A 24,156-nucleotide genomic window follows, 5' to 3' on the forward strand; every position below is an offset into this window, starting at 1 on the left:
CGGCAGTCTGGCGGAACCGGCGGATGCTGTCCAGTTCGGCGAAGTTTGCAGCGTTTCAATCGTATGTTTGAAATCTGCCGGAGCGCTTGCGGCCGTATGGCGGGCGCTGGATCAAGGCGCGCTGAACGTGGTGCTGGACGGGGATGCGTGCACGTAGGCCGACGATGCCGGCATCCACGCCATGCGGGGAGACGGGGTTCGGTGGGCAGCACACTGCGCCTCCACATGGAGCTGTCCGGCACCCGGCCGCTCAGATCTCCAGCGGCACCGTCGGCACCACGTTCGGGAACACCTCTTCCAGCGGTTCCGGCTGCCCGGGCTTCGGCGCCGGCCAGTTGTAGGCATTGACCGGCTGCGCGCGGTTCACCCACAACGCGTAATGCAGATGGTCAGCGCGGCCATCGCCGGTATTGGGGTGGATCAGGATGGTCAGGCCCAGGCTGTTGAGCTGCAGCCAGGGCACCAGCACCGGCAACAGGTCGTTGGTGAAGCCGAAATAGAACGACGGGGTGACGTGCGGCCCGCGTGGCTCAAGGTTCCAGTTGCCCAGCTCCACAGGGAAGCGCTCGGCGGCCCAGCGCCGCAGCAGCGCGGCCTTCTCGAAGCTGTCCTCGTCGAAGTAGATGTGGGCGTGGTAGCTCTTGATGGCGGTGTAGGCACGTGGCCGGGTGGGCAGCGTGGCCTCGCCGGGGCGCACGCTGGCCGGCCGCGGGGTAGGCTCGCTGGCCGTGGCCTGGCCCCAAGGGCTGCGGCCCTCGGGCGCTGGCGGAACGATGGCGCGGAAGCCGGGTCGCCCGGGTTCGGTGGTGTTCACGGCGTTGTCGCTGCGCGCGGCTGCGGTGGCAGCCGACGCGCTGGCCAGGCCGCCAGCGGCCAGCCCGGCCGACGCGATCAGGCGACGGCGCGCGGGTGAAAGCAGGTCGGCCCAATGGGCGTCATCGTCGCCGGCGTCGATCAGGGTCTGCGGGTCCGGGTGCATCTGGGGCTCCGTGGGGCACTGTGTGGCAGGCAAGCACGCTCGGGCAGCGTGCACGGTGGTGTCCAATAAGCAGCCGGCATCACCTCATGCGCGTTGGCCCACGCCGTGATTGAGTGCCGCCGCAGCGTGGGCTAGGGTGCAGGTCCGCCGCCCGGGAACCCGCCATGACCCCGCTTGATGCCGACACCCAGCGCAAGCGCGCGCGTTTCCGCCAGCTGCATGCGCGCGGTTGTTTCGTGCTGCCCAATCCGTGGGACGTGGGCAGCGCCCGCTACCTGCAGCGGCAGGGCTTCCAGGCACTGGCCACGACCAGTGCCGGCTGCGCCTGGAGTGAAGGGCGGCCGGATGGGGCGGTTTCGCTGCAGGCCACACTGGAACATCTGCGGCTGATGGCGGCCGCGACACCGCTGCCGTTGAACGCCGATTTCGGTGATGGCTTCGGCGCCACGCCACAGGCAGTGGGCGAGGCGGTGGCGGCGGCCATCGACACCGGTATCGCGGCGCTGTCGATCGAGGACGCCAGCGGCGTGGCCGATGCGCCGCTGCGGCCGATCGGGCAGGCGGTCGAGCGACTGTGTGCGGCACGTGCGGCCATCGACCGCGCGGGGGGCGATGTGCTGCTGGTCGCGCGGGCCGAGAATTTCTTCGTTGGCGTGCCGGATCTGCAGGACACCCTGCAGCGCCTGCGCGCCTATGCCGAGGCCGGCGCCGATGTGCTGTATGCACCGGGCATCAGCACGCCCGAACAGATCAGCGCGGTGGTTGCCGCTGCGGGGGCGAAGCCGGTGAACCTGCTGGTCGGTGGACCGACACCGCTGAGCCTGCAGGACATCGCCGCACTCGGCGTGCGACGGGTCAGCCTGGGCGGTGCGCTGGCGCGAGCCGCGTGGGGTGGGCTGATGCAGGCCATCGAGCCGATCATGCAGGACGGCCGCTTCGATGGCCTGCAGCAGGCGGCTTCGGGCGCGGCGTTGAACGCGCTGTTCCGCTGACACACGCCCAGGCCTGCAATGGATCGAGCCCGGGCGTGGATGGACGCGCGCCTGCGACTACAGCGCTTCCATCCCGCCCCTGGGCAGCGTCACGCCCGGCTCCAGCGCCGGCAGCAGTTGCCGCAGCAGTGCCGGGTTGTCCAGCATCGCCGCGCCGTCCAGATAGCGCCATTGCGTTGTACCGACGCGTCGCACGGCAACCATGAATGACGTGCTGCGCATCGGCGCTTCGCGCACGCGCAGCAGTGACTGGCGCGGTACGAAGCAGACTTCCTCGTCACCGGCCGCATAGGTGCGGCCCGGCACGCCTGCCTCGTCGCTGATGATGCTGACGCCGGCCCTGCGCAGCGCCTTCACGGTGTCGCGGGTCGCCCGCGCATAGGCCTCGTCGCCACCGGCCAGCTGCTTCAGGCTGGGATGGGTACGCGCGATGATCAGCTCGGTATCGCCACGGGCGAAGGCGCCCATCATCGCCTGCACCTCCTTGCGCAATGCGGCCGAGTCTTCCGGACTGAGTTCACCGGCCAGCGCGGGCGTAACGTCCATTGCCATCGGCAGGGCCAGCAGAAGGGCAAGCAGAAGGGCAAGCAGATACCGGTGCATCGTCGGGCAGCTCAGTGGGAACCGCCGCACTATACGGTGGATGCGGAAACAGCGTCCCACGCATGGCGCTGGTATCCCGGGCGACACTACTTACTATTGGTAGTTAGTGAACTCCGGACATGCCCCATGCACACCCTCATCGTTACCGCCCACCCTGAACCCGGCGCGTTGACCCATGCCATCGCCAGGCGCATCGGCGAAGCCATCACCGCGTCGGATGCCGCCAACAGCGTGACCCACGCCGATCTGATGGCTGAAGGCTTCGATCCGCGCTTCAACATGCAGGACCAGGCGCTGTTCCGTGGCACCGGCGCGACTCCGGCTGACGTCGCCGCCGAGCAGGCGCGGCTGCAGGCTGCCGACACGCTGGTACTGGTCTATCCCCTGTACTGGTGGTCCTTCCCCGCGCTGCTGAAGGGCTGGATCGATCGTGTGTTCACCCAAGGCTGGGCCTACCAGGACGGCGCCGATGGCAAGGTGCAGAAAAAGCTGCAGCGGTTGGGCGTGCATCTGGTCGGCATCGGCGGGGCTGGCGCGGACATGATCGAACGGCGCGGCTACGGTGCGGCGATGAAGACCCAGATCGACATGGGCATCTTCGACTACTGCGGCGCGCGCGTGCTGTCGTCCGACCTGCTGCTGGACGCCGATTCCGGTGCAGCCGAAGCGCATCTGCAGACCGCGCTGGCGATCGGCCGTAAAATCGGTGCTCCGATGCGCTGACCGCCGTGCTCCACCGATGCCTGCCAACGCCGCTCCCACGCGCCGCCGATTGACCCGCGAGCAACGCGCCCGCCAGTTGCTGGACGTGGCCTGGGCGCTGGTCGGCGACGAAGGCACCGACGCATTGACGCTGGGGCGGCTGGCCGAGGCGGCCGGTGTGACCAAACCGGTGGCCTATGATCACTTCGTGACCCGCAACGGGCTGCTGGCCGCGCTCTACGATGACTATGACGGGCGGCAGACGGTGGTCTTCCACGAGCGTATCGGCCGTGCCAGGGCGCAGCTGGCCGATCGTGCGGCGGCCATCGCCTCCGGCTACATCGACTGCGTCCTCAGCCAGGGCAGTGAAGTGCAGGGCATCCTCGCTGCGCTGGTGGGCGCGCCGGAACTCCATGAAGTGCGTCGGCGCTACCAGCAGGACTTCATCGACAACTGCGACACCTGGCTGGGCCCGTTTGCGGCCGATGGCACGGTCCCCCTGGCCGGACGCTGGGCGATTCTCGGTGCGGCCGAAGCCCTGTCCGAAGCCGTGGCGGCAGGCGCGCTGGACAAGGTCGGCGCCGAGGCCGAGCTGCAGCGCTTGATCATGGCGACGGTCAAGCGACGCTGATCCGCTCAGGCGTCGGCGGTGGTGTCGGCCAGCGCCGCAAACCCGGCGGCCAGACGCTCGCGCACAAGGGCATCGCGTGCGTCGCGGCTTTCAGCGCCCAGCACCACGGTGATCAGGCGTACCGGCAGGTTCCGCCCGGGCACAGCCCGGCAGGCAGTGGCGGCCAGGCAGAAGCCTGCGGCCTGGGTGTAACCGGTCTTCAATCCATCCACGCCGTCTTCGCCAAGCAGTGCGTTCTGGTTGCTGCGGCTGAAGCGGCCATGCGCGAACGTGCGCTGCGCGGTGATTGCCAGGATCTGCGGATGGTCATTCAGCAGGCAGGCGGCGAGTACCGCCATGTCGCGCGCGCTGGAGGCATGGTGCGGGGTGGTGATGCCGGACACGCTGGCGAACCGCGTGCTGCGCAGGCCAAGCTGGCGCGCGTGCCAGTTCATGCGGCCCAGGAACGCAGGCTGTGATCCGTCCAGATGGCGTGCGATGGCCAGCGCCGCATCATTGCCGGAGACGATCATCAACCCTTCCAGCAGGCGCGCCAGCGTGACCGTTTCGCCGGGCACCAGGCCCATGCGTGTTTCATCATCGGCTACGGCATGCACATCCTCGGCGGCGATGGTGACCGCCTGGTCCCACGTGCCACCGTTCTCTTCGACGCATCCGTAAGCGGCGTAGGCGGTCATCAGCTTGGTCAGCGAGGCCGGTTGCCGCGCGATGTCCGCGTTGTGCTGGTGGACCACCGCGAAGGTTGCCGCGTCCAGGGTGATGGACGAGACCGGCAGGTGGGCAGGCGCAGGAGCAGGCATGGTGGCGGTGATGACAGCGACAGCCAGCAAGGATAGTCCGAAGCGGCTGCATGAAGCCGTACTGCCAAAGCCCTGCGGCGCCCACGGCAACGCCCGGTTGCGCCCGGGCTGCAGTGGAGGCAGCCTGCGCACATGCAGTCGCATATCCGCATCGACGGTCGTGTCTTCGCCTACGTCTTCCCCTGTGCGTGGGAGGACTACGCGAAGATCGGCTTTTCACGCGATCCGCTCGGGCGCATCAGCGCATTGCACCGGCGCTGGTTCGAGTTCTTCGACCTTGATGCCGGTACGCTGGTGGAAGCGGAGAGCGAGCGCGATGCGCGTGATCTGGAGCTGCAGCTGCGTTCGCCGTTCAAGGCGCACCGCGCGCCGGCGCCGATGACGGTCCAGGACAAGGCCGGAGGTCGCACCGAATGGGTGCGTGGTGCCAACCAGGCGTTGTCGCTCGCGGTTGATGCGTTGGGCGCACAGGGCTATCGCTGTTTCCAGCTCAAGGCTTGGCTGCAGGCCGCCCAGCGCCTGCGCATGGACCGGCTGCACGACTGGGCGGCGGTGCAGCTACCGGAAGAGGATGGCCTGCGCATGCCCGGTGGCCCCGGCGAGCGCGTGCTGCGTGACACCCTCGACGGTTGCCGGGCGCTGGATATCGACCCAATGCCATGGCTGCCTGAACACGTCCAGCGTTGGTATGCAGGTTGAGCCGTGTTCAACGGCCACGCGGTTTCTGAACCGGCGCGGCCGGTTGCGGCGCACCCGTGGGGGAGCCGGTGGACGGGCGGGCCAGCTGCCGGGCCAGTTCGGCGTTGGCCACGTGGCCCTGCAGGAACAACAGGCTGCCGTAGATGTTCATGAGCGTCCCTCCACTTGAGTGGATTGCACGATACGGGCAGCATGGACGCGGAAAAAGCGACATTTCCGCAAGCATGCCTTGAGAGGAATTCAAGCCTGATGTCCCGTCCGCCCCTTCACGCCCTGCAGGGCTTCGTGGCCGCCGCGCGGCTGGGCAACCTGTCACGCGCAGCGGCGTCGATGAGCCTGACCGTCAGTGCGCTCAGCCATCAGATGCGCCAGCTGGAAGAGCGGCTGGGGCAGCCGCTGCTGGTCCGCCAGCCACGCGGCGTCACCCTCACCCTGGAAGGGCAGCGCCTGCTCGACCAGGTAGGCCCGCATCTGGATGCGATCAACGAGGCCTTCCAGCCCTATGCCGCACGCGCCGAGCACGTGCTGACGATCAGCGCGGTACCGTCGATGGCGTCGGCGTGGCTGGTGCCGCGCTTGGGGCACTTCGTTGCCGAGCATCCACAGATCGAGATCAACCTGCAGTCGAGTGAACGCCTGATTGACTTCGAGCGACAGCGCCAGTTCGACGCCGCGCTGCGGCTGGGCAGCGGGCAGTGGCCGGGCCTGGTGGTGGAGCCGCTGTTCGACGAGTGGCTGCTGCCGATGGCCAGCCCGGCGCTGATCGAACGCATGGGAGGGATCGACCGCGTGCCGCTGAACCAGTGGCCGCTGCTGGGGGATCCCGATGGCGCGTGGGGCGCCTGGTTCGCGCTGAGTGGGCAGAACCCGCCGCCGCGCTTCGTGGCGGTGCTGGATGATTCGGAGGCGCATCACCGTGCGGCGCTGGACGGGGTGGGCGTAGCGCTGGGACGGGTGACGCGGGCGCGCCTGCTGCTGGATTCCGGCCAACTGGTGGCGCTGTCCAGCCTGCGACTGAAAACCGCCTGGCCGCATTGGCTGGTCTACCCGCAGCGCTCGGCCCGCCATCGCGGCTTCCTGGCCTTCCGCGACTGGCTGCACGCTCAGGCGGCCGAGCACGTCCGGCACATGGCAGACGCGCATTTATAGCGTCGAGCCATGCCCGACTGCGTGTGTCCGGCAGTCACCGTACCAACGTAACCGCCTGCCCTGCACGCGCGAAGGCTTCGCCCAGCAACGAGCCTGCCTTGATCGCCTCCACTTCCTCGAACAGCGCCTGCAATGCATCGGCCGGGCGCGAGGCCGGCGCCGCGACCGCCTGCTGGATCACGGTGAAACGGTCGGCCAGCACGCGGTGGCCGGGATGCGCCTGCGCCCAGGCGGCCAGCGGCTGGCGCACGCCGGCGGCGGCATCCAGGCGCTGCAGATCGAACAGGGTGATGGCAGCGGCCGACGTCTCGGCCCGCTCGATCATGGCGTGGCGCAGTTCGCGGCTGAGGAACAGGTCGTAGGCGGCGCCACGACCGACCGCGATGCGCAGGCCATCGCGGTCCAGGTCGGCCACCTGCTGCGCAGGGCTGTCCTCGCGCACCAGGTAGGTGCCTTCGATCTCCACATAGGGGGCGCTGAAGGCGATGCGGTCGGCGCGCGCCGGATCGATGGCCAGGAAGGCCAGGTCCCAGGCCTCCTTGCTGGCTGCAGCGACCACCGCGGCCGCGGCGTCGTGGCAGGTGAAGCGTGCCTGCACGCCCATGCGCTGCGCCAATGCCGTGGCCAGTTCCAGTGACGGCCCGCGCGGTGAGTGCGCGTCCCCCTGCGCCAGTACTGGATTGCCCAGGTTGATGGCCACGCGCAGGAAGCCCAGCGGTGCCAGCGCACCACGATGATCGGCCAGGGACATGCAGGACTCCGCGGGGAAAGGGCGGTCCAGCATGCCAGTACGGACCTGCAAGGCAGTGTCAGCATCCGGTTATCCTGCGGACATGAACCCCATCCTGCACGTCGAGATACCGGTCACTGACCTGGGCCGGGCCATCACGTTCTACCAGCACTGGCTGCAGGTGGCGGTGGACGAACCGATCCTGCTGCACGACTGCAGGATGGCCTACCTGCCGTTTGCCGATGAGGCCACCGGTGCCAGCATGGCGCTGGTGCGGGGGGCCGACTATCTGCCCTCCGTCCACGGTGCGCGCATCTACATCGGGGTTGATGACCTGGATGCCAGCCTCGAGCGTGCGCTGCAGGCCGGGGCCGAGCTGCGCTTCGGCCCGGCCGATGCCGGTGACTGGCGCGTGGCCGAGATCGCCGACAGCGAAGGCAATCGCATTGCGCTGCAGGCGCGCGTGGTTCTGTAGGGCCGAGCCCATGCTCGGCTGAGCTGGAGCGGCTGGGCCAACAGCAGCCGAGCATGGGCTCGGCTCTACAAGGGCGCGGCGCGCGAGCGCTGCAGCCAGTCGTTGATCGCCGGGTCCAGCCGTGGGTCGTCCGGCAGCTGCATGCCGAAGCGCTGCTGCAACACCTCGCGCACGTCGCCCACATCGCGCAGCGGACGCTTGTCCGGTGCCTGGCCGGGACGGTACTCGGTGTAGTTGCCACTGCCGATGGTGCGTCGCCAGTCCGGCCCGGTCAGGGATGCGCGCAGCTGGCCGGGGAAACTGGAATCGGGATGGGTGCACACGTACCAGTTGCCCACGACGTTGTCGATCGGTGCCGGCGCGTGCAGGTCGAAGCGATACATCGCCCGCCAGCCATCGCCGGACTCGGCGGACAGCACGAAATCCCCCTCGCCGGGCAGGCGCTGCAACAGGAAGCGCTCGTGGGGCGTGGCCTGCGGCTGCGGATCATGCAGCCGCAGCGGCACGGTCGGGGTCAGGCTGCCGAAACCGGCATCCACCAGCCAGTCATCGCCGTCCACCTGCACGCGCAGCAGCAGGTGGGTGCGTGCGGTCAGTTCGCCGTCCTGGGCGGCCAGCAGCACGCGCGCGCTCAACGGCTGTGCATCGAAGCCCAGCGCCTGCAGCAGTGCCAGCAGGCCGCCATTGAGTTCGAAGCAGTAGCCGCCACGACGGTCGTCGAGCAGCTTGCGCTGCACGCTGTCCAGGTCGATCGGTACTGCATCGCGCAGCAGGCAGCTGAGGGTTTCGAACGGAAGCAGTGCGTTGTGGCGCTGCTGCAGCAGGGTCAGGCCCGCCAGCGTCAGCGGTGGCGGTGCATCCAGCTTCAGGCGTTGCAGGTAGCGGGGGACATCGAGCGTCGTCATGCGCGCGCCGGGCGGGGGAGGGAGATCTACTGTGCTCTCCCAACCGGGGTTGAGGTCAAGCATTGCGCGGGTGTCATCCCCCCGTCGCCTGTGCCGGGTACAACGGCCGCGTCCGCCAGCAATCGGTGGGAGTGAACCAGGAGCGCCCTAAAGTTGCGCCATTTCCCGCCGATACAGGTGCGTCCTTCCGCCTGGAGCCTGTCATGCCGGCCGTCGTCCCCCACCTCCGGTCCCTGCGCATGCGGCTTGCCGCACTGCGCTCGGCGTCCCCCGGCCTGCTGCTGTGGCTGCAGCCGCATCGGCTCAGTGTGGCCAGCAAGCTCAAGGCGACCCTGTGGGTCTGTGGGCTGGGCCTGATCGCGATCGCCGCCGTCTACGCCTGGACCGGCCATGCCAGCACGCAGGCGGCGCGCAGCCAGGCCAGCTACCAGCACGGCAGCGATCTGGCCGCGAGCGTGGCCACGCGTGTGGCCGAGGCGCGTCGTCTGCAGACCCAGTATGCACGTAGTTTCGACGATGCCGACCGCGCGCAGCTGCTGGCGACGCAGAAGGCGCTCCAGGCCGATCTTCAGGCGCTGCGCGCGATGCCGATGGATACCGGCCGGCGCGAGGCGCTGCAGGCACTGACCGAAGCCGCCGGCGCGTTCTCGCAGGGTGTGGCCGCCCTGTTCGAACGCGTCGATGAGATGGGTCGTGGCGATGCCGGCCTCGCCGCGCAATTGCAGCAGGCCGCCGACGCCCTGCAGGCGCAGGTGGATGCGTTGCAGCGGCCTTCGTTGGCGTTGTCCCTGCAGAAGATGCGCCGCCAGGAGGCACTGCTGCTGCTCGATGGCGACTCCACCCATGCCGACCGTGCGAGCGAAGAAAAGCTGCCGTTCGATCTCGCACTGGTGGGCCTGCCGACCGATGCGCAGGATGCCCTTCGTAACGGCATGGAGGCCTATCAGGCCGCATTGCTGGGCTATACCGCCGCCCGCGTGGGCCTGGATGTAGAGGCGCAATCGCTGCTGGATACCGCCGCCGGCGTGGCGCCGGCGCTGGCCGTCTTCCAGCAGGCCCAGGTGGCGGCGCTGGCCAAGGCACAGGCGCGCCAGCAGGCCGGCGCACGCACCATGAGCGTGCTGTTCGCGGTGACCCTGCTGCTGGTCGCCGGTGTGTTGATCACCAGCCTGGTGCTGGTGCTGCGTGCGGTGCGCCAGCCGATCCAGGACACCCTGCGTTTCGCCAGCGACATCGCCGACGACCGACTCGACACCACCCTGCGCGTCTACAACGCCAACGATGAAATCGGCCAGCTGGCGCAGCGCCTGGTCGACATGCAGCAGCGCCTGCGCGCGCGCATCGAGGCCGAGCGTGCCGTGGCGCGCGGCAACACCCGTGTGCGGCAGGCATTGGACAGTGCGCAGACCGGGCTGATGGTGATCGATGCCGAGGGCCAGGTGGCCTACGTCAATCCGGCACTGCTGCAGCAACTCGAGCGCGAGGCCGAAGATCTGGTGGGCAGCGATGCCGTGCGCCTGCATCCGGCGCTGGCCAGCCTGGCCGGCGCGCGCCAGCGCGAGGAGCGCGAGATCGGCCATGCCGGCGTGCGCTACCAGCTGATTGCCAACCCCATCATCGACGAAGGGCAGTTCCTCGGCGTAGCGGTGGAATGGCGCAGTCGTGCGCTGGAGACGCTGCTGGAAACCGAGGTCGCTGCCCTGGTCGACGCCGCCGCACATGGCGACCTGCACGGCCGCATCGCGATGGAGGGAAAACAGGGCTTCGTGCGCACCTTGTCGACCAGCATCAACCGCCTGCTGGCCACCTTTGAAACCAACCTTGGTGACCTGCAGGCACTGCTGGCTGCGCTGGCCCGCGGCGACCTCAGCGTGCGCATGGAGGGGGACCTGCAGGGCGTGTTCGCGCGCATGCGCGACGATGCCAATGCCACCGTCGCGCAGCTGGGCCGCATCGTCACCCGCATCCAGCAGGCCACCTCCAGCCTGGATACCGGCGTTGGCGAGATCGTCGCCGGCCATCACGATCTGTCGCGGCGCACCGAGCAGCAGGCCGCCAACCTGGAAGAGACCGCGGCGTCGATGCAGGAGCTGACCGATACCGTCGGCCGCAACGCCGATGCCGCAGGCCGCGCCGATGCACTGGTGCAGGGCGCGGCGGCGGTGGCCCAGCGGGGTGGCGAGGCGGTCGGCCAGGTGGTCGCGACCATGCATGGCATCAGCGAAGCCTCGCGACGGATCGGCGACATCACCCAGTTGATCGACGGCATCGCCTTCCAGACCAACATCCTTGCCCTCAATGCGGCGGTGGAAGCTGCGCGTGCCGGCGAGCAGGGCCGCAGCTTCGCCGTGGTGGCCGCCGAAGTGCGCCTGCTGGCGCAGCGCAGTGCCGAGGCGGCCAAGCAGATCAAGGGGCTGATCGAGGATTCGGTGGCGCGTGTCGGCCAGGGCAACCAGCAGGCCGCGCAGGCCGGCACCACGATGGGCGAGATCGTCGGCAGTGTGCAGCAGCTGGCCGAGCTGCTGGCAGGTATCCGCAGTGCGTCGCAGGACCAGCATGCGGGCATCGCTCAGGTGAACCAGACCATCGTGCAGATGGAAGCCAGCACCCAGCGCAACGCCAGTCTGGTGGAAGAGGCCAGTGCCTCCACGGCGCAGATGCAGGCGCAGGTGCGTGCCTTGGCAGAAGCCGTGGGCTCGTTCCGCTTGCAGTCGATGCCGCAGGCGCGCGCGGCGGCCTAGTCAGGCGAGCGTGGGCTCGGCGCTACATCGGCTGCACGAACACTGTAGAGCCGAGCCCATGCTCGGCTCACACCAGCGTTCGGCGGCAGGAATCAATACACGTCGCGGCGGTAGCGCCCGTTTTCCAGCAGCGTTTCCACCGCTTCATCACCCAGCGCAGTACGCAGCACCTGGTCCACGCCTTCGGCCATGCCCTGCAACGACCCACAGACATGGATCACCGCACCGCGCTGCATCCAGTCGCGCAGCGCATCGACGGCCGCACGCAGGCGATCCTGCACGTAACCACCCTCGCCATCGCGCGAGAACGCCAGGTCCACCCGCGTGAGATGGCCATTGGCCTGCCAGGCTTCGATCTCGTCGGCGAACAGGAAGTCGTGTGCGCGCTGGCGTTCACCGAACAGCAGCCAGTGCCCGCGCTCGCCTGCGTGGGCAGCTTCGCGCAACAGGCTGCGCAGCCCGGCGATGCCGGTGCCGTTGCCGATCAGCACCATCGGCGCGCCGCTGACGCGATGGAAACCGGGGTTGCGATGCACGCGGGCGACGATGCCGGAACCGATCGGTGCATGCAACGACAGCCAGCCCGAGCCCAACCCGGCGCGACCGGAGGCGTCATGCACCAGCCGCACCACCAGCTCCACCACGCCATCATCCGTGCAGGAGGCGATCGAATACTCGCGGCTGGGCAGCAGCGGCAGCCCGGCCAGCCACAGGCAGGCATCCTGCACCGCCAGCGCGGCATCGGCCTCGGGCAGCTCGCGTTCACTGGCCAGCGCCAGCAGCGTGCGCGGATGGCCATCGACCAGCAGGGGCTGCAGCGGATCCAGACCGTGTCCCTTCAGCACGGCACCGGCATGCCGCGCGTTGTGGCGGGGTGCGATGTGCAGGATGTCACCCGCCTGCCACTGCACGTCGGCCGGTGCGGCAAGACGGATACGCCAGATGGCTCCGCCGACGCTGCCCGGGTTGAGGTGGTCGCGGCCGAGCAGGCGCCACTCATGCATCTGCGTAGCCGCAGGCAGCACGCTGTCATCGGTGACGATGCCGGTGAGCGTACCCAGCTGCTGCTGCCATTGGCGCAATGCCGGCACCGAAGCGGCATCGACATCGATGCGCTCGAACAGCGGGCGCGCGCCGTTGCCGATCAGCCAGCCATCGAACTGGCGGCCGAAGCCGCAGTAATGCGGGTACTGGCGGTCGCCCAGCGCGAGCAGGCCGAACTGCAGGCGCGACAGGTCCAGGCGTTGTGCGAGCAGCAGCCGCGCCGCGCGGCGCGTGGCATCCGGTGGCTCGCCGTCGCCGAACGTGCTCAGCACGAGCAGCGCCTGGGAGGTGGCCTGCAGCGTCGCGGCACCGACGCGGGCCAGCGATAGCACCTGCACCGCATGACCGGACGCCTGCAGCTGCGCGGCCGCACGCCACGCCAGTTGTTCGCCCAGTCCGCTCTGGCTGGCATGCACCACCAGCCACGGCGGACCACGGCCATCGGTGGTCGTGGCCGGCAGCGCGCGGCGCAGCCCTCGCGCTGCACGCTGGCTGCGGCGGCGGTCCAGGTACAGCATCCAGCCGGTGATGAAGAACAGGCTCATGCCCAGGCTGCTGAGCATCACCACCACGCGCCCGGGCACACCGAAGTAGCTGCCCGAATGCAGCGCGAACACGCTGGTGGCCAGCTGTCCGCCCGCGCCCTGGCGTGCGTACGGGCGGGCATCGAGAACCGCGCCGCTGGCCGGATCGAGCTGCAGCAGGTCATGCGCACGGTCGTGGTGGCCGCCGCGCTGCGACGGATCACCGGCCATCACCCGCACGTTCAGCGCCTGCCCCGGCTTCTCCGGCAGGCGCAGGTCGATGAAGCCGGTGCGCACGCCGGGTAGCGCGTACAGCGTGGCCTCGATGCGATGGACGTCCAGTGCCGCGTCGGCGGCAACCGTGTGCTTTGCCGCCGGCGCCACACCGAGCAGCGTGTTGGCCGCGTTGCGGTACCAGTCGAACGACCACCACAGGCCGGTCAGCGCACTCATCAGGTAGATCAGCAGCACCCAGGTGCCGACCACCGAGTGCAGGCTCCACAGGAAGCCTCGGCCGCTGCGCGTCCACTCCACCGCCAGCCAGCTGCGCCAGTGCCACCAGCGTCGTGGCCAGCGCAGGTAGAGACCGGACAGGGTGAAGAACAGCAGCGCGATTGCACAGCTGCCGGTGATCCACTTGCCGCGCTCACCGGCAGCGAGGTGGCGATGCAGGTCCTCGACGACGTCGAAGAATGCCTGCCCGCGCAGGGCGCTGAAGCGCTCGCCGCTGTACGGATCGAAGTACACCCAGTGTTCCTTGCCGCCGGCAAAGCGCGCGACCGACGGCCGCTGTCCGGTGGCATCCACGCGCAGGCGTTGCAGGGGGCGCTCGCTGCCAGCCTGCAGCAACGGCACCAGTTCGCTGAGTGCAAGGGGATGCTGGCCGTCCGCATGGTGCTCGGCGATCTCAGCGAAGCCAGGATTGGCCGCGCGCAGCAGCTCGTCCTCGAAGGACAGCATGGCGCCGCTGAGGCCCATCAGGGCCAGGACGGCACCGGCGGTAATGCCCAGCAGCCAATGCAGTTGGAACAGGACGTTCTTGAACATCGAAGGAGAGGGGCCCGGGAGGCTGCCGCCCGCATCCTGCGCAACAGCAAATGAGAATTAGTCGCGGAATTCTCCGCGGCGCCCCGGCTGCGGTCAAGCAGGGGTTGCCGGCCGGGCTGCGCCCGGCACCCGCGGTAGTGCCGGCCTGGCCGGCAACCTCAGAAGCAACAGCCGAAGCAACAGCGGGTTTCCTGTGAGGAAGCGGGGCGGGTCCGGTTGCGGGGGACGGCGCAAGTACGTCCCTGTAGCCTTGGCCGCGGCATCCATGCCGCGGACACCCCCTCAACCGGACCCACCCCGCCTTCGACAGTTCCTGCGATCTGTCGGAACGAGGTTCTGCTTTGGTGGGTGCCGACCGTTGGTCGGCACGGGGTCTGATTCCGTTCTGAATATCGATATCTGACAGATGTGTCGACCAAGGTCGACACCTACCAACAGCCGCCGGAATCTGTCGAAGGTGGGGCGGTGTGGCTGTGCAGGACCGTTGGCGCCATGGATGGCGCCATCGAGCCCCCACGGACGGGTTTACGGCGTGTCCTGCACAGCCACAGCGCCCCGCCATCCCACGGAAAGCCCGCTTTGGCTGTTGCCGTTGCATTGAGCAGGGTGCAGGGCTCCAAGCCCTGCAAAAAACACCCTCACTTCACCCAGCCGTCGATCTCGCCGTGGGCGAACGGCCCCAGCTTTGCCTTCACCCGCCGCCCCTGTGCATCGAACAGCACGCTGTAGGGCAGCAGGCCCTGCGTATTGCCCAGTTGCACGCTGGCATCGCCTGGCCCCGGCGTCTCGACCACGATCGGGTAGTCCACCGGTACCCGCAGCACGAAAGCGCGCACGTCGTCCGGGGCATCCAGCGCAATGCCCAGCACCTGCACACCGTTGTCGCCCTGGGCTTCGGCGAAGCGGGCCAGTTCGGGCATCTCTTCCACGCAGGGCGCACACCAGCTGGCCCAGACATTGATCAGCAGCGGCCGGCCGGCGAAGCGGGCGCGCAGGTCCAGCGGTTGTTCCGCCAGGTCCGGCAGGATCAGCGCCGGCAAGGGATCACCCACCTGCAGGGCAGGCTTCACGGCCGTCGCTGTGGAAGCCGTCGTTGGCGCGGCCGGTGCAGACGGGCCGGGTGAGAATCGATGCCCGGCCCACAGGCCGAGGCCGGCGGCCAGCACCGCTGTCCACAGCAGCGCTGGCCGTTGCCACTTCATCGTGCGGTGCGCAGCAGCGCTTCCTCGACCACCGCCTGGGTCAACAGGGTCGGCAGCACGGTCGGCGGCGCACCCGGGCCGTACACCACGTACAGCGGCACGCCCACGGCCTTGTGCTCTTCAAGGAACGTGGTGATCTGCGGGTCGACGTTGGTGTAGTCACCGCGCATGTACACCGCGTTGGTGCGCTTGAGCAGTTCCTTGAACTCCGGCCGCGACAGCACGGCACGTTCATTGGCCTTGCAGCTCACGCACCAGTCGGCAGTCATGTTGACGAACACCACGCGGTTGTCCGCACGCAGGCGGTCCAGCAACTGCGGCGAATACTCGACCACGTTCTCGCTGGCGGCCTGTGCGGCCCGCGCCGGTGGTGCCAGCTGGGTCACGCCCCAGGCAGGAACCAGCGCGCCGATCGCCAGCAGCACGCCGAGCAGGGTCACCGCACGCGAGCCGGTCCAGCGATTGCGCTCGAACAGCCACAGGCCGAAGGCGAACAGCAGCAGGCCACCCAGCACCAGTGCCATGCCGTCCACGCCGCGCTGTTTGCCCAGCACCCACAGCAGCCACAGTGCGGTGGCATACATCGGGAAGGCCAGCACGTGCTTGAGCGTTTCCATCCACGGGCCGGGCTTGGGCAGGCGGCGTGCCAGCGCCGGCACGAAGCCGATCAGCAGGAACGGCAGCGCCAGGCCCAGGCCGAGGAACAGGAATACGGTCATCGCCTTCAGCGGCGGGGCAATGAAGGCATAGGCGATCGCCCCGCCCATGAACGGGCCGACGCAGGCGCTGCCGACCAGGCAGGCCAGCGCACCGGTGAAGAAATCGCCGGCCGGCCCGCTGCGGCTGGCCAGCGACTGGCCGAGGTTGCCGATGCCACCGCCGAGGGTAAACACGCCGGACAGGCTCAGGCCCACCGCGAACATGATGTAGGCCAGCGCCGCCACCACGCCCGGGTGCTGCAGCTGGAAGCCGATGCCGACGGCGTTGCCGATCGCGCGCAGGCCCACCATCAGCGCGCCGATCACCGCGAACGCGACCAGCACGCCCAGCGTGTACCAGAGGGCATGGCTGCGTGCCCGCTCAGGGCTTTCGCCACTCTGCGCCAGGCTCAGCACCTTCAGCGACAGGATCGGCAGCACGCAGGGCATCAGGTTCAGCACCAGGCCACCGGCCAGCGCCAGCAGCAGCACCCAGACGAACGAACGGTCCGGGTTCGGGGTTGTCGCCGGTGGGCGCGTGCGCAGTGCGTTGCCATCGCGCGCGTCGGCGGCGAACTCATTGCGCGCACCCTCACTGCCGCTGGCGGCGGGAGTGGCAATGCCGTCGTTGGGGACGGTCGGCAGCAGGCGCAACGGTGCGCCGTTGGCGGATTCACGTGGCACGCCGGCGGCGGGCAGCGGGCTGATCACCTCGTTGCGCGCTGGCTCCTGGTCAATGCTGGCGGACAGCTTGCCAGCGGGAATCGACAGCTTCACCCGGCGGGTCATCGGCGGGTAGCAGATGCCATCGGTCTGGCAGCCCTGGAAGGTCACCACCAAGGTGCTGTCGACGGCATCAGTGACAGTGCGCCGCAGCGGCAGCGGCACTTCCACCTGGTTGAAGTAGACCGAGACATCGCCGAAGTGCTCGTCGCGATGCGATTGCGCGGCCGGCCAGCGCGGCTTGCCGGCCAGCACGCCGGCGCTGCCTTCCAGCTTCAGCGAGGTGCGGTCGCGATACAGGTAATAGCCGGGCGCTGGGCTGAAGCGCAGCAGCAGGGTGTTGCCGTCACTGGCGATGGCATCGAAGCCGAACGCCTGTTCCGACGGCAGCGGCAGGGCCTGGCTGTTGTTGGCCGCGCCCGGCAGGCGCAGGCCACCGCTGTTGCCGGCACCGGCCAGCGGGTTGTTGAACGGGTTGGCCGCACCGGCACGCGCGGCAGGCACCGCCGCCGCCGCACCGGCGCCCGGCAGGGTGACCTGCACCACGCGCTTCTGCGGCGGGTAGCAGACACCGGCATCGGCGCAGCCCTGGTAACGCACTTCCAGGCTGATGGTGCCGGCAGCCTCGGACGGCGTGCCGGGCAGGGTGGCCTGCAGGCGCTCGCGATAGGTCTCGACTTCGCCGAAGAAATCGTCGTGGTGCTTGTCGCCCTTGGGCATCTGCAGCGCGCCGGCATTGAAGGCCGGGTCGGCCTTGACGCTGGTGCGGTGGCGATAAAGGTAATAGCCCGGTGCGATCTTGAACTGCAGTTGCACCTGGCCCCGTTCGGGGGCACTGGCGGTCAGCGCGAACGCCTGGTCCACCGGCAGCAGGTCCTTCTCATCCAGCGCGAAGGCCGGCAGCGAGAGCCACAACAGGGCGCACAAGGCGGCGCCGCGCGCAAACAGAGTCTTCAATCAGTGTCCTCCCGGGTCTGTGCCCGGATCCAGTCCAGATACGCCGGCAGGCCGGCCCGGGTTTCGACCGCGATGCACTCCGGGAGTTCATACGGATGCAGTGCGACGATCCGGGCAATTGCGTCATCGACGCGGCTCGCGGTGGTTTTCACCAGCAGCTGCAGTTCGGCGTCGGTGGTCACCTCGCCCTGCCAGCGGTAGGTCGACTGCGCGCCATCGAGGCGGGTCACGCATGCCGCCAGGCGCTCGCCGACCAGCGCGTGCGCGATGCGCTCGGCACTGGCCCGGTCCGGGCAGGTGGTCAACAGCAGCAGGACGGGATCGACGGTCGACATGACCGCCGAGTATAGGGCCGCCGCCGGGTCAGGGCCCGGCGGCGGCAGTGGACCGCTGCGTTGCGCGGTCAGTTGGCCAGCTGGCAGGTGGCCGGCTTGGCCGAGGTGAACAGGGCCGGGGTTGCCCACTCGGGGTGGTCGATGAACGGGTTGCGGTTGCCCTGGAAGCTGTAGATCACGTCATTGCGCGCACGCTCGGCATCATCCGGCGGATCGGACAGGTGCCAGTCGATCAGCGTGGACAGCAGGCCCATGTAGGCCGGCGAACTGCTGGTCTTGACGATTTTGCTGCGGTCGTCGGTCAGCTCCAGGTCCGGCTCGGACTGGCCGGTGGCCGCATCCTTGCCGCCCTCGTAACGGATCGCCATGTACATCACCGCACGCGCCATGTCGCCCTTGCGCTTGCCCCACACCTCGAAGGTGCCGGTGTTGCCGTCCGGCGTGCGCACCCAGTTGGAGTTGCCCGGATAGCCGCCGCTGCCGCCGCCCTGGCCGTTGTTGGCCTCGGTGGCGCGCTCGCCGCAGTTGGCGTCGCACTTGCCGAACGGCTTGTTGCCACGGTCGGCGTTCCACTGCGCGTCGGTCAGGTACAGCATGTGGGTGTCGGTATACGGCGCGTACGGCAGGCCCTTGTCACCGGTGGTGGTGGCAAAGCCCAGCGAGTTCGGCCAGGTGTGCTCGCGGTTGTACTTCAGGCCACTGCCACTGCCGGCGCGATCGGTCACCTTGGCGTAGCTGTGGTTGCGATATGCATCGAGGATCCTGCCGGAATTGTTCGGATCCTCGTCGGCGATTTCCAGAATGGTCCAGGTACTGGTGCCCGAGCCGCTGTAAGGGTAGGCGGTGTGGCCCTTGATGGTGGCATGCAGCGAGCAGCGCAGCTGGCTGGGGCTGCTGGTGTTGACCTTGGAGTAGTAGCCGGCCGGCACGCCCGGGTTGCCCGGGTCCGGATTGCCGCCGGTGCTGGCCACGGTGAAGGCGATGCGGCTGTCGGCGGCCGGGTGCGCGCCCTGCAGGTCGGTGATGCGCGCGGCGCGGATGTCGAAGCGGCAGGCCTCACCGGCCACCAGCGCAGTGTTGGTGGACAGCTTCACGCTGCGGCCGCTGGCCGGGAAGGTCAACGGCACGCTGCCGGAGGTGCCGCAGCTCAGGGCGAAGGCGCCACTGGCCAGGTTCACCGTCTCGCTGAACACCACTTCCAGGTCGGCGGCGGCCGGGAAGGTGCTGCTGCCCTGCGCCGGGGTGGTGGTGGAGACCGACGGCGGTGTGTTCGGGCCCGGCGTGCCGCCGCCACTGAAGGTCTGGCCGTTGTTGCAGCTGCCGAAGGTCTGCCTGGCCGACTCGGCCCAGGTGAAGTGGGTGTACTGGCTGCCGCTGCCGGTCAGCTGCAGCGAGGTGCCCGCGGCCGTGCTGTTGGTCTCGGCCACCGGGATGTTCTGGCTGGTCATGCCGGCGGCAGGGCCACCGGAGGCGGTGATGGCGCCCTCGTAGCTGAGGAACTGGACCACCTTGCCGCTGGCATCGACCAGGGCGATGCCGTCGTTGGGGCCGTTCTGGATGCCGTTGGTCGGGTAGTTGACCACGGCGATGGTCGCGCTGCCGCAGCCGGCGGCGGTGCCGGCCGGGACCGGGTTGTTGGCGTAGACCGCGGCCGCCGAAGGATTGCTGCCGTTGTAGAGGTAGAGGCGGTAGCCGGACAGGTCCTCGCCCGCGGTGGCGACCACTTCGATGGCTTCGCCGACGTCACCGGCGGCGGTGCTGTCGTCGTAGTGCAGTTCGTTGATGAAAACCTCGGCCTGGGCCGGCGCGGCGGCCAGTGCCAGCAGGCAGGCGGCGGCAAGCGGGGACAGCAATCGCATCGACTACTCCTTGTGATTGGGAATGCCTGACCGAGCCTAAGGCCGATCCAGTGACACTTTGTCGTAAATGAACGTCAGATATCTGACAGTGCGACGCTTGTCACCGAAATTGTCCAAGACCGACGCCTTGGCCGAGGCGCGCGGGCGGAAAAATTTTTTCATTTCGCCCTTGAAAGGGGGCGGCGGGGCTCCATCTCTGCCCTGCTCCCGACGTTGTCGGGTTTCTTCACGTGCGGTTCTGGCACTCGCCTGGGGTGAGTGCTAACATCGCCGGACTTTTTTAGACCAATCAATCACTTAAGAGGTCTCCTATGAGCATCAAGCCGCTGCACGACCGCGTTGTGGTCAAGCCGATCGAAGCCGACGAAATCTCCGCCGGTGGCATCGTCATCCCCGACTCGGCCAAGGAAAAGTCCACCAAGGGTGAGGTCGTGGCCGTCGGCCCCGGCAAGCCGCTGGACAACGGCAACGTGCGCGCGCCGTCGCTGAAGGTCGGCGACAAGGTCATCTACGGCCAGTACGCCGGCAGCTCGTACAAGAGCGAAGGCGTCGAATACAAGGTCCTGCGCGAAGACGACGTGCTCGCCGTCATCGGCTGAGCCCCGGCGCGACCTGTTTCAACCTGATCCCAAACTCCCAGCCGCCGGGCATCGTCCGGCGCTACCAATGAGGTAAATGCAATGGCTGCCAAGGATATTCGTTTCGGTGAAGACGCCCGTTCGCGCATGGTGCGCGGCGTCAACGTTCTCGCCAATGCCGTCAAGGCCACCCTGGGCCCGAAGGGCCGCAACGTCGTGCTGGAAAAGAGCTTCGGCGCGCCGACCATCACCAAGGACGGCGTCTCCGTCGCCAAGGAAATCGAACTGGCTGACAAGTTCGAGAACATGGGCGCGCAGATGGTGAAGGAAGTTGCTTCGCGCACCAACGACGATGCCGGCGACGGCACCACCACCGCCACCGTGCTGGCCCAGGCCCTGATCCGCGAAGGCGCCAAGGCCGTTGCCGCCGGCATGAACCCGATGGACCTCAAGCGCGGTATCGACAAGGCCGTCTCGGCCGCCGTCGCCGAGCTGAAGAACATCTCCAAGCCGACCGCCGACGACAAGGCGATCGCCCAGGTCGGTACCATCTCGGCCAACTCGGACGAGTCGATCGGCCAGATCATCGCTGACGCGATGAAGGAAGTCGGCAAGGAAGGCGTCATCACCGTTGAAGAAGGCTCGGGCCTGGACAACGAACTGGACGTGGTCAAGGGCATGCAGTTCGACCGCGGCTACCTGTCGCCGTACTTCATCAACAACCAGCAGTCGCAGACCGCTGACCTGGATGACCCGTTCATCCTGCTGCACGACAAGAAGATCTCCAACGTCCGTGACCTGCTGCCGGTGCTGGAAGGCGTCGCCAAGGCCGGCAAGCCGCTGCTGATCGTGGCCGAGGAAGTCGAAGGCGAAGCGCTGGCCACCCTGGTGGTCAACACCATCCGTGGCATCGTCAAGGTCGTGGCCGTCAAGGCCCCGGGCTTCGGCGACCGTCGCAAGGCGATGCTGGAAGACATGGCCGTGCTGACCGGCGGCACCGTGATCTCCGAAGAAGTCGGCCTGTCGCTGGAGAAGGCCACCATCAAGGACCTGGGCCGCGCCAAGAAGGTGCAGGTCTCCAAGGAGAACACCACCATCATCGACGGCGTCGGCGACAAGGCCAACGTTGATGCACGCGTGGCGCAGATCAAGACCCAGATCCAGGACACCTCCTCGGATTACGACCGCGAGAAGCTGCAGGAACGCGTGGCCAAGCTGGCCGGCGGTGTTGCCGTGATCAAGGTCGGCGCCTCGACCGAAATCGAAATGAAGGAAAAGAAGGATCGCGTCGACGACGCCCTGCACGCGACCCGTGCGGCCGTTGAAGAGGGCGTGGTTCCGGGCGGCGGCGTTGCCCTGGTCCGCGCGATCACCGCGCTGGCCGGCCTGAAGGGCGCCAACGAAGACCAGAACCACGGCATCCAGATCGCCCTGCGCGCGATGGAAGCCCCGCTGCGCGAGATCGTGGCCAACGCCGGTGACGAGCCGTCGGTCATCATCAACAAGGTCAAGGAAGGCACCGGCAGCTTCGGTTACAACGCCGCCACCGGCGAGTTCGGCGACATGCTGCAGTTCGGCATCCTGGACCCGACCAAGGTGACCCGTTCGGCGCTGCAGAACGCCGCCTCGATCGCTGGCCTGATGATCACCACCGAAGCCATGGTTGCCGAAGCTCCGAAGAAGGACGAGCCGGCCATGGGTGGCGCCGGTGGCATGGGCGGCATGGGTGGCATGGGCGGCATGGACTTCTAAGTCCACGTCCCCGGCGGTCGTTGCCGACCCTGGTCGGCACGCCCTCCCGATGCAAGGAAGAACCCCGCCGCAAGGCGGGGTTTTTCGTTGCCCGGTTGCCGCCGCAGCAGCGCAACGCTACGCTCGGTGGCCATGCCTACCTCCTTCATCGTCGTCGACGACTTCCTTTCTCCTGCCGATGCGCAGGGGCTGCGCCAGGCGGCGCTGGGCCTGACCTATCCGGTGCAGGAGGGTGCATTCCCCGGCCGCAATTCGCAGCAGCGGCTGGAACTGGATGGGCTGTCCGGCGCGGTCTCGCGGCTGGTCAACGAACCGCTGCGGCCGGTCAACCCACTGCAGTCGCATGGCAAGTTCCGCCTTACCCTGGCCGGTGACACCGGCCGCGCCAAGGTGCACGCCGATCACTCGCACTGGTCGGGCATCCTCTACCTGAGTGCACCGGAGCACTGCGAGGGCGGCACCGAGTTCTTCCGCCACCGCCGTACCGGCACCGAGCGCATGGCCCTGGATGCAGCGGAGCTGGCCGCATTGGGCTATGCCAACGGCGGCGACATGCATCGTGACATCATCGAGCGCGACAGCAACGACGACAGCCAGTGGGAAATGACCATGCGCATCCCGATGCGTTTCAACCGGCTGGTGCTGCTGCGGCCCTGGTTCTGGCATACCGCCGGGCCAGCGTTCGGCGACCGCCCGGAGAATGGCCGGCTGGTGTACCTGATGTTCTTCGAGCAGGCGCGCTGAGCGGAGCAGGCATCCACGCGTGAGGTGGATCCACACGCCATGCATGGTTGCTCCCATCCCTCCGCACTCCCCGCCCAGGGATCATCGCGCCTTCATTCGACGAAGGCCTTCGCCGCGCCGTACTCCCACTGCCATGGCACGCCGGTATCACCCAGCACGAACGCCACCAGTGCCGGGAAGGTGGCCTCGGCCCGTACATCGTTGCCCAGGATCACCACGCAGCGTTTGTGCCGCTCGATGCACACCAGGGTGTTGCCGACCGCATCGTCGTGGCCGCCCTTGTAGAAGCCTGCACCCTGGGGGCCACGGAAGGTCACCACGCCCAGGCCCGCGGCCAGATCCCGGTGCTGCTGCGCAACGGGCAGCTCCGGCTGCAGCGTTGGGAACTGGCTGGCGGTGGTGATCGGCAGCTGCGGCCGCACCAGTTCCCTGCGCATTGCCGCAGACAGCCCATCGCCGCGCACATAACCGGCGGCGAAGTGGGCCATGTCGGTGATGGTGGTATCCATCGATCCTGCCGCCCGCACACGGCTGCGTTGATCGTGCGGCTCTGTATTGCCTTCGACGGTCCAGCCATCGGCCAGGTTGCCGGCGAAATCCGCGCGCCACGACATGCTGGTGCGCGCCATGCCGAAGCGATCGAACACGCGCTGCTGCATCAACGCACCCACATCCTCGCCCAGTCGCCCACGTTCGATCACGAACTGCAGCAGGATCAGGCCCTCGCCGGAATAGCCGTAGCGGCTGCCGGGCTCGAAGTGGAACTTCAACCGGCCATCCGGTTCCAGAAAGCCGAAGTTGGCAAAGCCGCTGGCGTGATTCAGCAGCTTTCGGGGCGTGAGCCGGCGCCAGCGTGCATCACTCGCCAGCACGCTGTAGTCGGCGTACTTCTTCGGTTCGGGCGGGTAGTCTGGCAGCGGCACGTCCAGAGCTGTGGCGATGCTGGCATCCAGATCGATCACCCCGTCCTGCGCCAGCTGTGCGACCAGGTGGCCGAAGGCCATCTTGGTGAGCGATGCGGCATACATCACGGTGTCGGTGCGCAGCGGCTCGCCTGCGGCGTTGCGTTCACCGTAGGCGGCCACATGCACCACCTTGCCGTCATCGATCACCGCCAGCGCCATCCCGCGCGCATGGGCCGCCTGCATCAGCCGCCGTGCTTCGGCATCGATGCGAGTGGGCGAGGGCACGGGTGGCGGCGCGGCCAGTACCGCCAGCGGGAGCAGCGTCAGCAACATCAGGGTGGCACGGCACATGCGTGGAACTCCTGGTGGGGCGCACGGTGAT

At 68.3% G+C, this 24,156-nt stretch carries 22 protein-coding genes; 10 read left to right on the forward strand and 12 right to left on the reverse strand.

The window, feature by feature from the left end:
- Nucleotides 1-250 precede the first annotated feature (250 nt).
- Complete coding sequence (locus VG561_RS16850) at nt 251-979, reverse strand: DOPA 4,5-dioxygenase family protein (RefSeq protein WP_014648610.1); 729 nt, start codon at nt 977-979, stop codon at nt 251-253.
- Nucleotides 980-1,143: 164 nt separating this feature from the next.
- Between VG561_RS16850 and VG561_RS16855 the strand changes: the two genes are divergently transcribed.
- Nucleotides 1,144-1,971 (forward strand): isocitrate lyase/PEP mutase family protein, encoded by an 828-nt coding sequence (locus VG561_RS16855; RefSeq protein WP_134966121.1) that lies wholly within the window; start codon nt 1,144-1,146, stop codon nt 1,969-1,971.
- 57 nt (nt 1,972-2,028) lie between these two features.
- Here VG561_RS16855 and VG561_RS16860 read toward each other — a convergent pair whose 3' ends face one another.
- Complete coding sequence (locus VG561_RS16860) at nt 2,029-2,574, reverse strand: hypothetical protein (protein ID WP_423179816.1); 546 nt, start codon at nt 2,572-2,574, stop codon at nt 2,029-2,031.
- 126 nt (nt 2,575-2,700) lie between these two features.
- On the opposite strand from VG561_RS16860, the gene VG561_RS16865 reads away from it, so the two are divergent.
- Both VG561_RS16865 and VG561_RS16870 read left to right on the forward strand, forming a co-directional pair.
- Complete coding sequence (locus VG561_RS16865; RefSeq protein WP_049407909.1) at nt 2,701-3,297, forward strand: NAD(P)H-dependent oxidoreductase; 597 nt, start codon at nt 2,701-2,703, stop codon at nt 3,295-3,297.
- A 16-nt stretch (nt 3,298-3,313) separates the two neighbouring features.
- Nucleotides 3,314-3,907, forward strand: coding sequence for a TetR/AcrR family transcriptional regulator (locus tag VG561_RS16870; protein WP_423179817.1), 594 nt, complete (start codon nt 3,314-3,316; stop codon nt 3,905-3,907).
- A gap of 5 nt (nt 3,908-3,912) precedes the next feature.
- Here the strand turns inward: VG561_RS16870 and VG561_RS16875 are convergent, their stop codons facing one another.
- Nucleotides 3,913-4,707, reverse strand: a complete 795-nt coding sequence (locus tag VG561_RS16875; RefSeq protein ID WP_134967353.1) for a D-alanyl-D-alanine carboxypeptidase family protein — start codon at nt 4,705-4,707, stop codon at nt 3,913-3,915.
- Between the two features lie 132 nt (nt 4,708-4,839).
- Here VG561_RS16875 and VG561_RS16880 point away from each other — a divergent pair, with 132 nt between their 5' ends.
- Entirely contained in the window at nt 4,840-5,406 is a 567-nt protein-coding gene (locus tag VG561_RS16880) for a GIY-YIG nuclease family protein (protein WP_049439308.1), read from the forward strand.
- A gap of 7 nt (nt 5,407-5,413) precedes the next feature.
- Here VG561_RS16880 and VG561_RS16885 read toward each other — a convergent pair whose 3' ends face one another.
- On the reverse strand, nt 5,414-5,557 hold the full coding sequence (locus VG561_RS16885) for a hypothetical protein (RefSeq protein ID WP_167692587.1): 144 nt from the start codon (nt 5,555-5,557) through the stop codon (nt 5,414-5,416).
- A gap of 98 nt (nt 5,558-5,655) precedes the next feature.
- Here VG561_RS16885 and VG561_RS16890 point away from each other — a divergent pair, with 98 nt between their 5' ends.
- Nucleotides 5,656-6,555 (forward strand): LysR substrate-binding domain-containing protein, encoded by a 900-nt coding sequence (locus tag VG561_RS16890; protein WP_032959086.1) that lies wholly within the window; start codon nt 5,656-5,658, stop codon nt 6,553-6,555.
- Between the two features lie 34 nt (nt 6,556-6,589).
- On the opposite strand, the gene VG561_RS16895 is transcribed toward VG561_RS16890, so the two are convergent.
- On the reverse strand, nt 6,590-7,306 hold the full coding sequence (locus tag VG561_RS16895) for a transporter substrate-binding domain-containing protein (RefSeq protein ID WP_423179818.1): 717 nt from the start codon (nt 7,304-7,306) through the stop codon (nt 6,590-6,592).
- 82 nt (nt 7,307-7,388) lie between these two features.
- Between VG561_RS16895 and VG561_RS16900 the strand changes: the two genes are divergently transcribed.
- Entirely contained in the window at nt 7,389-7,760 is a 372-nt protein-coding gene (locus VG561_RS16900) for a VOC family protein (protein ID WP_014648601.1), read from the forward strand.
- A 65-nt stretch (nt 7,761-7,825) separates the two neighbouring features.
- On the opposite strand, the gene VG561_RS16905 is transcribed toward VG561_RS16900, so the two are convergent.
- Nucleotides 7,826-8,665 (reverse strand): arylamine N-acetyltransferase family protein, encoded by an 840-nt coding sequence (locus VG561_RS16905; RefSeq protein WP_032959088.1) that lies wholly within the window; start codon nt 8,663-8,665, stop codon nt 7,826-7,828.
- Nucleotides 8,666-8,868: 203 nt separating this feature from the next.
- Between VG561_RS16905 and VG561_RS16910 the strand changes: the two genes are divergently transcribed.
- Nucleotides 8,869-11,406: a methyl-accepting chemotaxis protein gene (locus VG561_RS16910; RefSeq protein ID WP_423179819.1), complete on the forward strand. Its 2,538-nt coding sequence runs from the start codon at nt 8,869-8,871 to the stop codon at nt 11,404-11,406.
- 92 nt (nt 11,407-11,498) lie between these two features.
- Here VG561_RS16910 and VG561_RS16915 read toward each other — a convergent pair whose 3' ends face one another.
- The 5 genes from VG561_RS16915 to VG561_RS16935 form a co-directional block, all read right to left on the reverse strand.
- Entirely contained in the window at nt 11,499-14,021 is a 2,523-nt protein-coding gene (locus tag VG561_RS16915; RefSeq protein ID WP_197621432.1) for a PepSY domain-containing protein, read from the reverse strand.
- 638 nt (nt 14,022-14,659) lie between these two features.
- On the reverse strand, nt 14,660-15,223 hold the full coding sequence (locus tag VG561_RS16920; protein WP_423179820.1) for a TlpA family protein disulfide reductase: 564 nt from the start codon (nt 15,221-15,223) through the stop codon (nt 14,660-14,662).
- Nucleotides 15,220-17,601, reverse strand: coding sequence for a protein-disulfide reductase DsbD domain-containing protein (locus tag VG561_RS16925; protein WP_423179821.1), 2,382 nt, complete (start codon nt 17,599-17,601; stop codon nt 15,220-15,222). The genes VG561_RS16920 and VG561_RS16925 overlap by 4 nt, the downstream gene beginning before the upstream one ends.
- Complete coding sequence (gene cutA, locus VG561_RS16930) at nt 17,598-17,936, reverse strand: divalent-cation tolerance protein CutA (RefSeq protein WP_014648595.1); 339 nt, start codon at nt 17,934-17,936, stop codon at nt 17,598-17,600. Before cutA ends, VG561_RS16925 begins: the two co-directional genes overlap by 4 nt.
- A gap of 68 nt (nt 17,937-18,004) precedes the next feature.
- Entirely contained in the window at nt 18,005-19,795 is a 1,791-nt protein-coding gene (locus tag VG561_RS16935) for an endonuclease (protein WP_014648594.1), read from the reverse strand.
- A gap of 311 nt (nt 19,796-20,106) precedes the next feature.
- Here VG561_RS16935 and VG561_RS16940 point away from each other — a divergent pair, with 311 nt between their 5' ends.
- The 3 genes from VG561_RS16940 (at nt 20,107) to VG561_RS16950 (ending at nt 22,869) form a co-directional block, all read left to right on the forward strand.
- Entirely contained in the window at nt 20,107-20,394 is a 288-nt protein-coding gene (locus tag VG561_RS16940) for a co-chaperone GroES (protein WP_005411227.1), read from the forward strand.
- Nucleotides 20,395-20,475: 81 nt separating this feature from the next.
- Nucleotides 20,476-22,125, forward strand: a complete 1,650-nt coding sequence (groL, locus tag VG561_RS16945) for a chaperonin GroEL (RefSeq protein ID WP_005411226.1) — start codon at nt 20,476-20,478, stop codon at nt 22,123-22,125.
- A gap of 132 nt (nt 22,126-22,257) precedes the next feature.
- Nucleotides 22,258-22,869, forward strand: coding sequence for a DUF6445 family protein (locus VG561_RS16950; protein ID WP_032958237.1), 612 nt, complete (start codon nt 22,258-22,260; stop codon nt 22,867-22,869).
- Between the two features lie 92 nt (nt 22,870-22,961).
- On the opposite strand, the gene VG561_RS16955 is transcribed toward VG561_RS16950, so the two are convergent.
- A complete protein-coding gene (locus tag VG561_RS16955) occupies nt 22,962-24,125 on the reverse strand; it encodes a serine hydrolase domain-containing protein (RefSeq protein ID WP_069117774.1) in 1,164 nt (387 codons plus the stop codon).
- Between the last annotated feature and the right edge of the window lie 31 nt (nt 24,126-24,156).

It is taken from the genome of Stenotrophomonas sp. CASM110 (assembly GCF_049384345.1).
Lineage (GTDB): Bacteria > Pseudomonadota > Gammaproteobacteria > Xanthomonadales > Xanthomonadaceae > Stenotrophomonas > Stenotrophomonas muris.

Coding starts and splice junctions, on each gene's coding strand:
- VG561_RS16865 (WP_049407909.1), top strand. CDS start 2,701: ATGCACACCCTCATCGTTACCGCCCACCCTGAACCCGGCGCGTTGACC.
- cutA (WP_014648595.1), bottom strand. CDS start 17,936: ATGTCGACCGTCGATCCCGTCCTGCTGCTGTTGACCACCTGCCCGGAC.
- VG561_RS16870 (WP_423179817.1), top strand. CDS start 3,314: ATGCCTGCCAACGCCGCTCCCACGCGCCGCCGATTGACCCGCGAGCAA.
- groL (WP_005411226.1), top strand. CDS start 20,476: ATGGCTGCCAAGGATATTCGTTTCGGTGAAGACGCCCGTTCGCGCATG.
- VG561_RS16905 (WP_032959088.1), bottom strand. CDS start 8,665: ATGACGACGCTCGATGTCCCCCGCTACCTGCAACGCCTGAAGCTGGAT.
- VG561_RS16915 (WP_197621432.1), bottom strand. CDS start 14,021: ATGTTCAAGAACGTCCTGTTCCAACTGCATTGGCTGCTGGGCATTACC.
- VG561_RS16940 (WP_005411227.1), top strand. CDS start 20,107: ATGAGCATCAAGCCGCTGCACGACCGCGTTGTGGTCAAGCCGATCGAA.
- VG561_RS16955 (WP_069117774.1), bottom strand. CDS start 24,125: ATGTGCCGTGCCACCCTGATGTTGCTGACGCTGCTCCCGCTGGCGGTA.
- VG561_RS16950 (WP_032958237.1), top strand. CDS start 22,258: ATGCCTACCTCCTTCATCGTCGTCGACGACTTCCTTTCTCCTGCCGAT.
- VG561_RS16885 (WP_167692587.1), bottom strand. CDS start 5,557: ATGAACATCTACGGCAGCCTGTTGTTCCTGCAGGGCCACGTGGCCAAC.
- VG561_RS16890 (WP_032959086.1), top strand. CDS start 5,656: ATGTCCCGTCCGCCCCTTCACGCCCTGCAGGGCTTCGTGGCCGCCGCG.
- VG561_RS16850 (WP_014648610.1), bottom strand. CDS start 979: ATGCACCCGGACCCGCAGACCCTGATCGACGCCGGCGACGATGACGCC.
- VG561_RS16860 (WP_423179816.1), bottom strand. CDS start 2,574: ATGCACCGGTATCTGCTTGCCCTTCTGCTTGCCCTTCTGCTGGCCCTG.
- VG561_RS16875 (WP_134967353.1), bottom strand. CDS start 4,707: ATGCCTGCTCCTGCGCCTGCCCACCTGCCGGTCTCGTCCATCACCCTG.
- VG561_RS16895 (WP_423179818.1), bottom strand. CDS start 7,306: ATGTCCCTGGCCGATCATCGTGGTGCGCTGGCACCGCTGGGCTTCCTG.
- VG561_RS16880 (WP_049439308.1), top strand. CDS start 4,840: ATGCAGTCGCATATCCGCATCGACGGTCGTGTCTTCGCCTACGTCTTC.
- VG561_RS16855 (WP_134966121.1), top strand. CDS start 1,144: ATGACCCCGCTTGATGCCGACACCCAGCGCAAGCGCGCGCGTTTCCGC.
- VG561_RS16935 (WP_014648594.1), bottom strand. CDS start 19,795: ATGCGATTGCTGTCCCCGCTTGCCGCCGCCTGCCTGCTGGCACTGGCC.
- VG561_RS16920 (WP_423179820.1), bottom strand. CDS start 15,223: ATGAAGTGGCAACGGCCAGCGCTGCTGTGGACAGCGGTGCTGGCCGCC.
- VG561_RS16910 (WP_423179819.1), top strand. CDS start 8,869: ATGCCGGCCGTCGTCCCCCACCTCCGGTCCCTGCGCATGCGGCTTGCC.
- VG561_RS16900 (WP_014648601.1), top strand. CDS start 7,389: ATGAACCCCATCCTGCACGTCGAGATACCGGTCACTGACCTGGGCCGG.